This window comes from Vibrio diazotrophicus, from assembly GCF_038452265.1.
Lineage (GTDB): Bacteria > Pseudomonadota > Gammaproteobacteria > Enterobacterales > Vibrionaceae > Vibrio > Vibrio diazotrophicus.
In genome coordinates this window covers 2,446,934-2,459,960 of record NZ_CP151842.1, presented here as the reverse complement: position 1 = coordinate 2,459,960, position 13,027 = coordinate 2,446,934, and the positions used below count along the sequence as shown (strand labels likewise).

Here is a 13,027-nt window from a genome sequence, read left to right as displayed (position 1 = left end):
TATGATGGATGAACAGCTGAAAGAGTTGGGTGATGTCGATAATCAAATTAAAGATTTATTGGCTCATGACGATATAAATGTTGAAGAAATTATTCAACTTGTCGATATAAGGGAACAGTTATTGCAGGGATTACTGACTGAAGTGTCAGAAAATCCGGCGCTAGGCAAATCCCAATGTTGGCGAGATGCTGTTCGAGATACACAACTACTTGTTGAACTGATGCAGTCAAAAACTCTGTTAATCGGTAAAGATTTACAAAAATTCCGTCACGGTAATAAATCGGTTCAGCAATACAAAAAGTTTTTATAAAGAGGAAGACTATGCGTGGTTCTTTGCAGGCGTACAAAAAAGTATCAGTGGATAGCCAGCTAAGTGCGGCCTCACCGCATAAGATTGTACAGATGTTAATGGCTGGCGCGATTGAACGTTTGATCCAAGGCAAGGCAGCGATGCTACAGGGCAACATCCCAGTTAAAGGCGAGCGCTTTGGTAAAGCTTTGGACATCATAATCAGCTTACGTAGCTGTTTATCTATGGATGATGGCGGTGAAATCGCACAAAACCTAGATCAGCTATACGAATTTATGATCACGCAAATTGCAGCGGCTAACCATCAGAACGATCCGCAGATAGTGGATGATGTGATCGATATTATTCGTGAAATTAAATCAGCATGGGATCAAATTCCTGCTGAATACCACAATCTGACTTCAAATGAAGTAGGTTTGTAAGTTATCTCTGAAAGTTTTAACAGAGCTCACACCTGCTAATTGCTTGGTTGCCTTATTTTTTTTATCACATAGAATAGAAGCCATTAGATAGCCTAATGGCTTTTTTTGTTGCTGATTTTCACAGATTGACTATCGTATATTTAGCACTACTTAAAAGACTAATTCAGCCGAATACGATTCTTATTGTGTAAATACATCCAACTTTCCAGATTGAAGGCAAATATTCTCACCTATGCAAGGTTTAGCAAAATTGCTTGTGATTGAAGACGATCCGTCTATTCGTCTTAATCTCAGTATCATATTAGAATTTGTAGGAGAGCAGTGTGAGGTAGTTGAGTCTTCGCTGGCTGATCAAGTCAATTGGTCGGCAACGTGGACAGGGTGCATTCTTGGATCGTTGAAAGATCATAAACTATCAGAATCATTAGCCTCATCACTTGCAAGTGCAAATCACATACCTCTTTTAATGGCTGATAAGCAGCCGTACTCTTTGGAAGAGTTTCCTCAATTTGTTGGTGAGTTGGAGTTTCCTCTCAACTATCAGCAACTGAGCGAAGCACTCCGCCACTGCAAAGCATTTTTAGGTCGTCAGGGCATTAACGTTGTCGCGTCTGACCGCAAGAACACTCTATTTCGCAGTTTGGTCGGCCAGAGCAACGGTATCCAAGAGGTTCGCCATTTAATTGAACAAGTTTCTGGAACAGAAGCTAACGTATTGATTTTAGGTGAATCTGGTACAGGTAAAGAGGTTGTCGCAAGAAATATTCACTACCATTCACCGCGTCGTGGCGGTCCGTTTGTGCCAATTAACTGTGGTGCAATTCCTGCGGATTTATTGGAGAGTGAACTGTTTGGCCATGAAAAAGGCGCATTTACTGGAGCAATTACCGCTCGGAAAGGGCGTTTTGAACTGGCTGAAGGCGGCACACTATTCTTAGACGAAATCGGCGATATGCCGATGACCATGCAGGTAAAATTGCTGCGTGTATTGCAGGAGCGTTGCTTTGAAAGGGTTGGCGGCAACACCACGATTAAAGCCAATGTGCGAATTATCGCTGCAACACACCGTAATTTAGATAGCATGATAGAAGACCAGCGCTTCCGCGAAGATCTGTACTATCGCCTCAATGTCTTCCCAATCGAAATGCCTTCGCTAAAAGAGCGTAAAGAAGATATTCCTCTACTACTGCGTGAACTGATGACACGTATGGAAGCAGAAGGTGCTCAGCCTATCTGTTACACACCAAGAGCGATTAACTCTCTGATGGAGCATGATTGGCCGGGTAATGTTCGTGAGCTTGCAAACCTAGTTGAGCGTATGGTTATCTTGTATCCAAACAGTCTGGTCGATGTGAACCATCTACCTACTAAGTATCGTTACAGTGATATCCCTGAGTTTCAACCTGAGCCTAGCCGATTCAGTTCAGTAGAAGAGCAAGAGCGTGATGCTCTGGACAGCATTTTCTCAGAAAACTTCAGCTTAGATGCCTCTGACAATTTCAATGATGTTGATGTGCCACAAGCACTACCACCAGAAGGTGTAAACCTCAAGGAACTTCTGGCTGATTTAGAAGTGAGCCTGATCAACCAAGCTTTAGAAGCCCAAGGCGGTGTTGTTGCTCGTGCTGCAGATATGCTTGGAATGCGTCGAACTACCTTGGTTGAGAAGATGCGTAAGTACAATATGCAGCGCTAAAAAGCCATATTTCGAGCGAGTCAATTTATTGTCATTAAGATAAGTTGTTGAAATATAAATACAATAGCCTGGCATGCATTTTGCGTGACAGGCTATTGTTGTATTGGAAGGCAGATTCTCGACGATGGTAGACCAAGTGCAAGAGCAGCATTCACATTTAGATTCTTTAGAAGACCAAGTAGAACGCTATAAGCAGGTTCTTGATGTTATGCCAGCAGGCGTGATTTTGTTGGATACTCAAGGGGTTGTGCGAGAGGCTAACCCTGAAGCGCAGCGAATTCTGGACGTTCCTCTTTTGGGTGAGCGCTGGTACGCGATTATTCAGATTGCGTTTGCTCCTCGCGAAGATGACGGTCACGAAATCTCACTGCGCAATGGCCGTAAAGTGCGCTTGGCAATTTCAGCTTCCAATACAGGCCAGCTCATTTTGATCACTGATTTGACAGAAACCCGCTTATTGCAGGCTCGGGTCAGTGATTTACAACGATTATCATCTTTAGGGCGAATGGTGGCGTCGCTAGCTCATCAGGTGAGAACGCCGCTATCGAGTGCCATGCTCTATGCTTCTAATCTGGGCGCACCCAATTTACCCACGACAACCCGTGAGCGCTTTCAAAGTAAATTGATGGATCGTTTGTATGATTTGGAAAAGCAAGTCAATGATATGTTGCTGTTCGCCAAAGGCGGTGACAATAAAGTAGTAAAACCATTTTCAATTGCTGATCTGGTTGGGGAATTTTCTCCAATGGTCGAGACGGCTTTGAAAAACAACCAAATTGATTTTTGTCTCGAAGTGGAAGAGCAAGAGACAATGTTGCTGGGCAATGCGAATGCTATTGCTTCGGCATTAAGTAATTTAGTGATGAATGCGATTCAGATCGCTGGCAAAGAAGCACAAATAGATGTGTTCTTCCGACCAGTGAATGGAGAGCTAAAAATATCCGTTCAAGACAACGGCCCCGGCGTACCTCCTGAGTTGCAAAGTAAGATTATGGAACCTTTCTTTACCACTCGCTCGCAGGGAACGGGTTTAGGCCTTGCGGTTGTACAGATGGTTTGTCGTGCACACGACGGACGATTAGAACTGATTTCTGAAGAGGGAGACGGGGCGTGTTTTACCGTTTGTATTCCCTTGCAGAATCACACTGATTCCACACACACAGAAACTGGAGAATGATGATGGCACAAAGCAAAGTCTTAATCGTTGAAGATGATGAAGGCCTACGCGAAGCCTTGGTAGACACCTTAGCACTGGCTGGTTATGAATGGCTGGAAGCTGACAGTGCTGAAGACGCTTTGGTGAAACTCAAAAACAATTCTGTGGATATTGTGGTTTCGGACGTGCAAATGGGGGGTATGGGTGGCCTTGCTCTGCTACGCAACATCAAACAGCACTGGCCTAATTTGCCAGTATTGTTGATGACAGCCTATGCCAACATTGAAGATGCAGTTTCTGCAATGAAAGATGGTGCTATCGACTACATGGCTAAGCCATTTGCGCCGGAAGTATTGTTGAACATGGTAAGCCGATATGCGCCTGTAAAATCAGACGATAATGGTGATGCGGTTGTTGCTGACGAGAAAAGCTTAAAACTGTTGGCTCTGGCTGACAAAGTGGCGAAAACCGACGCTAACGTGATGATTTTAGGTCCTAGCGGTTCCGGTAAAGAAGTGATGTCCCGTTACATTCACAATGCTTCATTACGCAAAGATGGCCCTTTCATTGCCATCAACTGCGCGGCGATTCCTGACAATATGTTGGAAGCCACCTTATTCGGTTACGAGAAAGGTGCGTTTACTGGTGCAGTACAAGCGTGTCCGGGTAAATTTGAACAGGCTCAGGGCGGTACTATCTTGCTGGATGAAATCAGTGAGATGGATTTAAACCTTCAGGCTAAGTTATTGCGTGTTCTTCAAGAGCGTGAAGTGGAACGCTTAGGCAGCCGTAAGAGCATCAAACTCGATGTTCGTGTGCTTGCCACAAGTAACCGTGACTTGAAGCAATACGTGCAAGAAGGCAACTTCCGTGAAGACTTGTATTACCGTCTGAATGTTTTCCCAATCTCTTGGCCAGCTCTGAAAGATCGTAAAGCGGATATTGAACCGCTGGCGAACCACTTAGTGGAGCGTAACTGTAAGAAGTTGGGGATGCCTGTACCGAATCTTTCGACTTCCGCAGTGACTAAGCTACATGCCTATTCTTGGCCAGGTAACGTGCGAGAGTTAGATAACGTGGTACAGCGTGCTCTGATCCTGAGTGAAAATGGACACATTGATCAAGAACATATCTTACTTGAAGGCTTAGACTGGCAGGATGCTTCGAGCCTTCAGAAGTTAGTTGAAGGTGGCGAAACGGTGGCAACACCAGACATCAAACCTGTTGCTCAGGTGGACGTGGCTAAGATTTCGAACAGCAGTGCAGGCTTAGGCGGTGAGCTACGTGATCAAGAATTCGCGATCATTATGGAGACCTTGATTGAATGCAATGGTCGTCGTAAAGAGATGGCGGAAAAACTTGGTATTAGTCCGCGTACATTACGCTACAAGCTAGCAAAAATGCGTGATGCAGGTATGGATATTCCGGGCTAAATTCGCCGCATTTCAGAGTGGCACATAAATTGCTGCATTACTGAACAGAGATGAAGTTTAGTCAAAGTTCTGGCTTTTGAGGTAGTAATGAATATAAACGGTTTACAAAGCGAAATGCAGGCGATGATGGTAGAAGCTACTAATTCACGCCCAGCTCCAACAGGACAAAAAATTGGCGCTGATTTTGGTGATATGCTTTCAAACGCTATCAATAACGTAAATGGTTTACAGAAAACCTCAAGCGACCTTCAAATGCGCTTTGATCGTGGCGATGAAGGTGTCTCTCTATCTGATGTTATGATCGCCCGCAACAAATCGAGCGTGGCATTTGAAGCCACTATTCAGGTACGCAACAAGCTTGTTGAAGCGTACAAAGAACTGATGAACATGCCAGTTTAATAAAGGTGTGAATTGTGGCCGAGAATAAGCAAACAACCGATCTTACTTTAAGCGATAGCGGCGGTGACCATGCATTGATGTCGAGCTCCGACATGGATATGGGTACGCAAAACGTTGACGCTGAAGAAAAAAGCTCCTCAAAAATGGACTTCTCTATGGGTGACTTGGACTTACTACGCCAAGTTGTCCTAGTTCTCTCTATCTCTATCTGTGTGGCCTTAATTGTGATGCTGTTTTTCTGGGTTAAAGAGCCAGAGATGCGTCCTTTAGGTGCTTATGACACACAAGAACTGATCCCCGTTCTTGATTACCTCGACCAGCAAAAACAAGACTATAAGTTAGACGGAAACACCATTCTGGTTCCGACTTCTGACTACAACAGTCTGAAATTAAATATGGTTCGTGCTGGTATGAATCAGGAACGCCACGAAGGTGATGAAATTCTGCTGCAAGACATGGGCTTCGGTGTTTCACAACGCTTAGAACAAGAGCGCTTGAAACTCAGCCGTGAGCGCCAGCTTGCCAAAGGCATTGAAGAGATGCGCCAAGTGAACAAAGCGCGCGTGCTTCTTGCCTTGCCAAAACAGAGTGTCTTCGTTCGTCAAAACCAAGAAGCGTCTGCTTCGGTGTTTTTGACACTGCGTACGGGTACCGACCTTAAACAAGGCGAAGTTGATTCTATTGTTGATATGGTCGCGAGCGCTGTTCCGGGAATGAAACCGACACGTGTCACCGTAACTGATCAACATGGTCGTCTACTTAGCTCTGGTTCACAGGATCCGGTAACGGCTGCTCGTCGTAAAGAGCAGGAAGCAGAGCGTAAGAAAGAGCAAGACTTACGTGAAAAAATTGATTCAGTGTTAATCCCGATTTTAGGTTTGGGTAACTATACCGCTCAGGTAGACGTTGAACTGGATTTTAGTGCGGTAGAGCAGACTCGCAAACGTTTTGATCCAAATACACCTGCGACACGTAGTGAATACACCTTAGAAGATTATAACAACGGTAATGTGATTGCCGGTGTACCGGGCGCATTAAGTAACCAGCCTCCTGCTGATGCATCCATTCCACAAGATGTGGCACAGATGAAAGATGGTTCGCTTATGGGGCAGGGTTCTGTTCATAAAGAAGCGACCCGTAACTTTGAGCTGGATACGACAATCAGCCATGAGCGTCGTCAAACTGGTGTAGTTAATCGCCAGACCGTGGCTGTTGCGGTTAAAAACCGAAGCAGCGTCAATTCTGAAACGGGTGAAGTCACTTATACCCCAGTCAGTGATAGCGAACTACAAGCCATTCGTCAGGTATTGGTTGGCGCGGTCGGTTTCAGTGAAAATCGCGGTGATTTACTGAATGTATTAAGTATGAACTTTGCCGAACCTGAAGTTGAATCGATTGCTGATGTACCAATTTGGGAACATCCGAACTTCAACGACTGGATTCGTTGGCTCGCAAGTGCTTTGGTTATCATGGTAATCGTACTAGTGCTTGTTCGTCCTGCAATGAAGAAATTGCTCAATCCGTCTGCGGATGACGATGACCAACTATATGGACCAGATGGTTTACCGATCGGTATTGATGGTGAAACCAGCTTGATTGGCAGTGATATTGAAGGTGGTGAATTGTTTGAGTTTGGCTCTGGCATAGACTTACCGAATTTACATAAAGATGAGGATGTACTTAAAGCAGTACGTGCTCTGGTCGCCAACGAACCTGAGCTTGCAGCTCAAGTAGTTAAGAACTGGGTGGCTAACGATGCCTAATGAAATAGTAAAGCAAGACAACCGCGAGTTGACTGAATTAGAAAAAGAAATTGCTGATATTCCAGGTGAAGAGCGTGCAGCAATTTTGCTGCTGAGCCTCAATGAGGCAGACGCAGCGGCAATCATCCGTCACCTTGAACCGAAACAGGTTCAGCGTGTAGGTAGTGCAATGGCAAGGGCAAAAGACCTGAGCCAAGGTAAAGTCACTGCTGTACACCGCGCGTTTTTGGAAGATATTCAGAAATACACCAATATCGGTATGGGCAGCGAAGACTTTATGCGCAAAGCGCTGGTTGCTGCATTGGGTGAAGATAAAGCGAACAACTTGGTTGACCAAATTCTACTGGGCACTGGCTCGAAAGGTCTGGACTCATTGAAATGGATGGATCCTCGTCAGGTTGCGAGCATCATCGTCAACGAGCACCCACAAATTCAGACTATCGTATTGTCTTACCTAGACCCAGATCAGTCTGCGGAAATTCTGGCGCAGTTTGCTGAGCGTGACCGTCTAGACTTAATGATGCGTATTGCTAACCTTGAAGAAGTCCAACCTTCAGCACTGGCTGAGTTGAATGAAATCATGGAGAAACAGTTCGCAGGTCAGGCTGGTGCACAAGCAGCGAAGATTGGTGGCTTGAAAGCTGCGGCAGATATCATGAACTACCTCGACAACAATATCGAGGGAGCGCTTATGGATCAGATGCGCGACCAAGACGAAGATTTGGCTACCCAAATTCAAGACCTTATGTTTGTGTTCGAGAACTTGGTCGAAGTCGACGACCAAGGTATTCAGAAATTGCTGCGTGACGTTCCTCAAGATGTTCTGCAGAAAGCACTTAAAGGTGCAGATGACACGTTACGAGATAAGATCTTCAAGAACATGTCTAAACGTGCTGCTGAACTGATGAAAGATGACTTGGAGGCAATGCCACCAATCAAAGTTTCCGATGTGGAAACAGCGCAGAAAGAGATTCTTGCTATTGCCCGACGTATGGCTGACAACGGTGAGCTGATACTGGGTGGTGGTGCAGACGAGTTCTTATAAAACGAATGGTCGCTGAAATACCATTGACGAAAATATCGGTTTTGTAAAAACAGGTCTTCTTAATTTAGGACTGTTGTTCAGACAAGATAACAGCCCATAAGGCCAGCTTAATCAGCCGGCCTTTTTTATCTTTAGATAGGAAATATGATGTCAGGTGAAAGAAAGCGCGGTTTTATCCGTCTCGATTCTGATGAAACTGTTGAACAGGCGAAAAAGTGGGGTCTGCCGGACTACACGTCTGAGGCTCACAAGAAAGCAAAGGAAACGGCGCTTAATTATGATCCGAGCTGGATTCCGAGTTTCGATGAACCTGAAGCAGAAGAGCCTGCAATTCTTACTGAAGAAGAAATTGAATTAATTAAACAAGCCGCCTATCAGGAAGGTATTGAGCAAGGGAAAGCGGAAGGTTATCAGGAAGGTTTCCAACTGGGCCAAGAAGCTGGCCATAAAGTGGGACAGGAAGAGGGCTTTCAAGCGGGCAGCGCGGAAGGATTGGAAGCCGGGCAACAAATTGTCCAAGAGCATGTTCAAATCTTTATGAGTCTTGCGAACCAGTTTGCACAACCCCTTGAACTGATGAATGCACAGGTTGAGAAACAACTGGTCGACATGGTGCTGTCACTGGTGAAAGAAGTGGTGCATGTAGAAGTGCAGACCAATTCGCAAATCATTCTCGACACAGTAAAAGCGTCTGTTGAAGCGCTGCCGATTGCCGGCCATGCCATCACGCTGAAATTACATCCTGAAGACTGCGAAATCATCAAGCAGGCTTATGGTGAAAATGAATTGGATACCCGTAACTGGACACTCGTCAGCGAACCGGCTTTAAGTCGTGGCGATGTGCAAATTGAAGCGGGCGAATCAAGTGTTAATTACCGAATGGAAGACAGAGTTCGCAGTGTATTGCAGAGCTTCTGTGGCACGAACCGACATCAACAGGGCAACGAATAATGCTTCAACTGGCTGATAGACTCTCACAATACAAAGTCCAAGGACTTACAAGTCGCCCGATTGCCTCTGGTAAGTTGGTGAGAGTGGTTGGTTTAACTCTAGAAGCCACGGGATGCCGTGCGCCTATTGGCAGTCTGTGCAGCGTTGAAACTATGTCTGGCTCTATGGAAGCAGAGGTTGTGGGTTTCTCCGGCGACCGACTGTTTTTAATGCCCAGCGAACAAATTACCGGTGTCCTACCGGGGGCGAAAGTTACCCCTCTGACGGTAGAAGCGGGTTTACCCGTTGGAATGGAATTGCTTGGTCGCGTCATTGACGGTGTGGGAAATCCTCTCGATGGGCTCGGCCCGATCTACACCGACCAAAAAGCTTCATTTAATGCCGACCCAATCAACCCTTTAGCACGTAAACCTATCAGTGAACCACTGGATGTCGGCATCAAAGCGATTAATGGTCTTTTGACGGTCGGAAAAGGCCAACGTATCGGTCTATTTGCGGGTTCTGGTGTTGGTAAATCGGTGACCTTGGGCATGATGACGCGAGGCACAACCGCGCAAGTCGTTGTGGTAGGGCTCATCGGTGAACGTGGCCGCGAAGTTAAAGAATTTATCGAAGAAATTTTAGGTGTCGATGGCAGACAACGTTCTGTGGTTGTCGCTGCGCCTGCGGATTCATCACCGTTGATGCGTTTAAAAGGGTGTCAAACTGCGCTGACTATAGCGGAATACTTTCGTGACCAAGGTCTGGATGTATTGTTGCTTATGGATTCATTAACTCGTTTTGCTCAAGCTCAACGTGAAATTGCCTTGTCAGTGGGTGAACCACCCGCAACCAAAGGCTATCCGCCTTCTGTGTTTGCTAAGTTGCCTGCATTGGTTGAACGAGCCGGTAACGGCGGTCCTCATCAGGGTTCTATCACTGCATTCTTTACGGTTTTAACCGAAGGGGATGATTTGCAAGATCCTATTGCCGACGCTTCTCGCGCTATTCTCGATGGTCACATCGTTCTGTCTCGTGAAATGGCTGATGCTGGTCATTATCCGGCAATTGATGTGGAGAAATCGGTCAGTCGTGTTATGCCGCAAATTACCACTGATGAGCACATATTGATGTCTAAAGCGGTACGTCAGATATTGTCTACTTGTCGTAAAAACCAAGATCTTGTTTCGATTGGAGCCTATAAGCCGGGTACAGACACGGCGATAGATAGCGCCTTCACTCTGAAACCAAAACTGGATGGTTTCTTACAGCAAACCATGAAAGAGTCAGTGCCTTACGATATGTGTATCAGCATGCTTAAAAATGTGCTCAGTGTGGGATAACGGTTGAATGGATAATGCTCTGGAATTCCTGCTTGAACAGGCGAAAAGTAAAGAAGATAAAGCGGTGATGGCGTTGGGCAAAGCTCGTCGTGAACTTGAAGACTATTATCAACAGCTTAAACAGATTGAGCAATATCGCTTGGATTACTGTCAGCAGCTTGTCTCTCGCGGTCAAGCAGGATTAACCGCCAGTCAGTATGGACACTTAAATCGTTTCTTAACGCAATTAGATGAGACCTTATCAAAGCAGCGTCAAGCTGAGCAGCACTTCAAAACGCAAGTAGAGAGCTGTGAGTCTTATTGGTTGGATGTCCGTAAGCAACGCCGTTCTTACGAATGGCTGATTGAGAAAAAGCAGACTGAACATCAGCGCTTACAAGAGAAACGAGATCAGAAAATGATGGATGAGTTTTCGACTATCAAGTTCAATCGTCGTCGTACCAACACTCTGTAGAGCTCATTTTTAATCGTAGAGAATATCTGACGGTTGGCTCGTTTTTTGCAATTATTAATACAATTTTAACGCGAACAGATTAGCAACCCTTTGCCAGCGGGCTATTCCCGTCTAGAGCGGCAAAGGTTTGCAGTGATTAATGCGAGTGAGCTGTGTATGAATGTCAATTTAACTCCTTCAGTAGAGACTTCTAAAGTTACCAATGTGACTAAGTCTGCCCCTGCGCAGGATTTAGTCAGCGGTGACAGCGGAGAATCAAAAGGCTTTTTGGAAAGACTGGCTTCACTGCTGCTTGGTAAAAGTGATGCACCCGCTTCCAGTGATAGCGCTTCAGAGGCAAAAGAAGTGAAATCCGTAGAGGGCGCTGAAGTGAAAGCAACCAGCACTGATGAGCTTTTAAGCCAAGGTGATGATGACGTTGCGGTTAAAGCTGAAAACGGTTCTGACGTTTCCGTTGAGCCAAAGTTGATCGCGGATGAAGAGAGCGTGGAGGTTCCTGAAAACCTCAAGCGTTTCATTGCTTCTGAAGAGCCTGAACACGCTGAGTTAAAAGCGAAAACAGCTAAGGCTATGGATGAAGGCGACAAGATACTAGGCCGCTTGCAAGAGGCAAATCAGACGCTGGTAAAAAATGATGGCAAGGCTTTGCCACATGAAAAAGAGGCCGAGCTTTCTGAGAAATCTGTGCAATCGGAAAAAATGCAAAGTGGTGCTGATTCAGAACTCGATCCAGAGCTGGTCGCTCAGTTGAATTCGACTCACCCTCAAGCGAAGCCGTTACAACAAGAGCCGTCGCTGAAGCATTCTGACAGTGAGGGCGAAGTGCTGATCGCGCCAGAAACAAACGCAAAAGAGATCAAAGCACTCAGTGACAGTGAACAAGCCGCTATCTTGGCTAAACAATCTAAGCTCACTGGGGCAAATGTTGCAAATCAAGATATTATGGTCGCTCAAGGCACTAACGTTTCACAAAACGCTAATGTTTCACAACAAGTTGTAGACGCTCAGGATCCTTCAGCGTCGCAAGCACCTGCGGCGATTCCTTGGGGGAACAGTAATACTGAAGCTGCAAGTGTAGCGGCAGAGATAAACAATCTCGCTGAAGGTAAAGTTGCGGCGAAATCCGTAGCGCATGCAGCAGTATCACAAGCTTTGTCTCAAGGCGCACAGAACCCGCAAGCCATGTTAAGCCAAGCTGATAAAGCAATGATGGCGCAATCTCAAGTGCCTATCCATGCTGAAGCTCAAGTACAGTTACCGCAAGCTAACGTACAGGCTAATCCAATGTTGGCTGGCGCGATGGCGAATCAAATTGACCCGACGGTGAATCAAGCTGCTCTTAAAGCTGGCTTAGGTGCCAAAGCGTTAAATGCCTTGATGGAAGGAAATAAACAAAGCGACGGTGCCGATTCACATTTGGCACAGCAACTTTCAGCAGTGGCGGGTCAGCAGGGATTAAATAGCCCTCAAAGTTTACGCAGTGAGCCTCTGCAAGCCGCTCAACAAAACGTACCTTTGCAGTTATCCAGAGGTGATATGGCGGCAGAGCAGATGGCAGAGCGTGTACAAGTGATGCTATCTAAAAACCTCAAGAACATTGATATTCGCCTTGATCCGCCAGAGCTGGGTCGTATGCATATTCGTATGAACATGAATGGCGATGGCGCCACAGTGCATTTTACCGTGGCTAACCAGCAAGCTCGTGATGCTCTTGAGCAATCTATGCCAAGATTGCGTGAAATGCTGAATAACCAAGGTGTTCAGTTGGGCGATACTTCTGTTCAGCAACAAAGTTCGGGTCAGCAGCAGCGCTATGCGGCAAGTGGCGATGGTTCGGGTGGTCAATCTGCGAGCGGTGATAACCGACAAAGTGAAGAAAACCTTGATACAAACGTCAAACTTGATTTGAATGTGGCTGCAAAGCGTGATGGAATCAGTTATTACGCTTAAACTATAGTATACCCAAGTGACCTCAAGATGCAGAATTCAGAGCTTCATCAACGAGTTCAGAGCAAGCTTAATAACGGAAGGAATGGTCATTCCCTTTCAACGTTATTGAGCGCAGAAATGAGCTCG

General features: G+C 45.9%; 12 protein-coding genes. All 12 read left to right on the top strand.

Translation table 11 applies throughout. The features are described 5' to 3' along the window. Window positions 1–4 precede the first annotated feature (4 nt). The 12 genes from AAGA51_RS11240 to AAGA51_RS11185 all read left to right on the top strand — a co-directional run bounded on the left by AAGA51_RS11240 (window position 5) and on the right by AAGA51_RS11185 (window position 12,901). The gene (locus tag AAGA51_RS11240; protein WP_042484029.1) at window positions 5–310 is read left to right on the top strand and encodes a flagellar protein FliT; all 306 of its coding nucleotides are present in this window, start codon (window positions 5–7) and stop codon (window positions 308–310) included. A gap of 11 nt (window positions 311–321) precedes the next feature. Beyond that, window positions 322–732, top strand: a complete 411-nt coding sequence (fliS, locus tag AAGA51_RS11235; RefSeq protein ID WP_042484026.1) for a flagellar export chaperone FliS — start codon at window positions 322–324, stop codon at window positions 730–732. Between the two features lie 232 nt (window positions 733–964). Further along, entirely contained in the window at window positions 965–2,428 is a 1,464-nt protein-coding gene (locus AAGA51_RS11230) for a sigma-54 dependent transcriptional regulator (RefSeq protein ID WP_042484023.1), read from the top strand. Between the two features lie 124 nt (window positions 2,429–2,552). Further along, window positions 2,553–3,605 carry a sensor histidine kinase gene (locus AAGA51_RS11225; protein ID WP_042484020.1) on the top strand — a complete coding sequence of 351 codons (1,053 nt, stop codon included), beginning with the start codon at window positions 2,553–2,555 and terminating at the stop codon, window positions 3,603–3,605. Between the two features lie 2 nt (window positions 3,606–3,607). Further along, the gene (locus tag AAGA51_RS11220; protein ID WP_042484018.1) at window positions 3,608–5,017 is read left to right on the top strand and encodes a sigma-54-dependent transcriptional regulator; all 1,410 of its coding nucleotides are present in this window, start codon (window positions 3,608–3,610) and stop codon (window positions 5,015–5,017) included. 87 nt (window positions 5,018–5,104) lie between these two features. Continuing rightward, window positions 5,105–5,416, top strand: a complete 312-nt coding sequence (fliE, locus tag AAGA51_RS11215; RefSeq protein ID WP_042484016.1) for a flagellar hook-basal body complex protein FliE — start codon at window positions 5,105–5,107, stop codon at window positions 5,414–5,416. A 14-nt stretch (window positions 5,417–5,430) separates the two neighbouring features. Further along, a complete protein-coding gene (gene fliF / locus AAGA51_RS11210; protein ID WP_042484014.1) occupies window positions 5,431–7,179 on the top strand; it encodes a flagellar basal-body MS-ring/collar protein FliF in 1,749 nt (582 codons plus the stop codon). After that, a complete protein-coding gene (gene fliG, locus AAGA51_RS11205; RefSeq protein WP_042484012.1) occupies window positions 7,172–8,224 on the top strand; it encodes a flagellar motor switch protein FliG in 1,053 nt (350 codons plus the stop codon). Before fliF ends, fliG begins: the two co-directional genes overlap by 8 nt. A 147-nt stretch (window positions 8,225–8,371) precedes the next feature. Beyond that, window positions 8,372–9,175: a flagellar assembly protein FliH gene (gene fliH / locus AAGA51_RS11200; protein ID WP_042484010.1), complete on the top strand. Its 804-nt coding sequence runs from the start codon at window positions 8,372–8,374 to the stop codon at window positions 9,173–9,175. Next, window positions 9,175–10,497 carry a flagellar protein export ATPase FliI gene (gene fliI, locus AAGA51_RS11195; protein ID WP_042484008.1) on the top strand — a complete coding sequence of 441 codons (1,323 nt, stop codon included), beginning with the start codon at window positions 9,175–9,177 and terminating at the stop codon, window positions 10,495–10,497. Before fliH ends, fliI begins: the two co-directional genes overlap by 1 nt. Before the next feature lie 7 nt (window positions 10,498–10,504). Then, the gene (gene fliJ / locus AAGA51_RS11190) at window positions 10,505–10,951 is read left to right on the top strand and encodes a flagellar export protein FliJ (RefSeq protein WP_042484006.1); all 447 of its coding nucleotides are present in this window, start codon (window positions 10,505–10,507) and stop codon (window positions 10,949–10,951) included. 156 nt (window positions 10,952–11,107) lie between these two features. Further along, complete coding sequence (locus AAGA51_RS11185) at window positions 11,108–12,901, top strand: flagellar hook-length control protein FliK (RefSeq protein ID WP_042484004.1); 1,794 nt, start codon at window positions 11,108–11,110, stop codon at window positions 12,899–12,901. Window positions 12,902–13,027: the final 126 nt, after the last annotated feature.

Coding starts and splice junctions, on each gene's coding strand:
- AAGA51_RS11240 (WP_042484029.1), top strand. CDS start 5: ATGGATGAACAGCTGAAAGAGTTGGGTGATGTCGATAATCAAATTAAA.
- fliS (WP_042484026.1), top strand. CDS start 322: ATGCGTGGTTCTTTGCAGGCGTACAAAAAAGTATCAGTGGATAGCCAG.
- AAGA51_RS11230 (WP_042484023.1), top strand. CDS start 965: ATGCAAGGTTTAGCAAAATTGCTTGTGATTGAAGACGATCCGTCTATT.
- AAGA51_RS11225 (WP_042484020.1), top strand. CDS start 2,553: ATGGTAGACCAAGTGCAAGAGCAGCATTCACATTTAGATTCTTTAGAA.
- AAGA51_RS11220 (WP_042484018.1), top strand. CDS start 3,608: ATGGCACAAAGCAAAGTCTTAATCGTTGAAGATGATGAAGGCCTACGC.
- fliE (WP_042484016.1), top strand. CDS start 5,105: ATGAATATAAACGGTTTACAAAGCGAAATGCAGGCGATGATGGTAGAA.
- fliG (WP_042484012.1), top strand. CDS start 7,172: ATGCCTAATGAAATAGTAAAGCAAGACAACCGCGAGTTGACTGAATTA.
- fliH (WP_042484010.1), top strand. CDS start 8,372: ATGTCAGGTGAAAGAAAGCGCGGTTTTATCCGTCTCGATTCTGATGAA.
- fliI (WP_042484008.1), top strand. CDS start 9,175: ATGCTTCAACTGGCTGATAGACTCTCACAATACAAAGTCCAAGGACTT.
- fliJ (WP_042484006.1), top strand. CDS start 10,505: ATGGATAATGCTCTGGAATTCCTGCTTGAACAGGCGAAAAGTAAAGAA.
- AAGA51_RS11185 (WP_042484004.1), top strand. CDS start 11,108: ATGAATGTCAATTTAACTCCTTCAGTAGAGACTTCTAAAGTTACCAAT.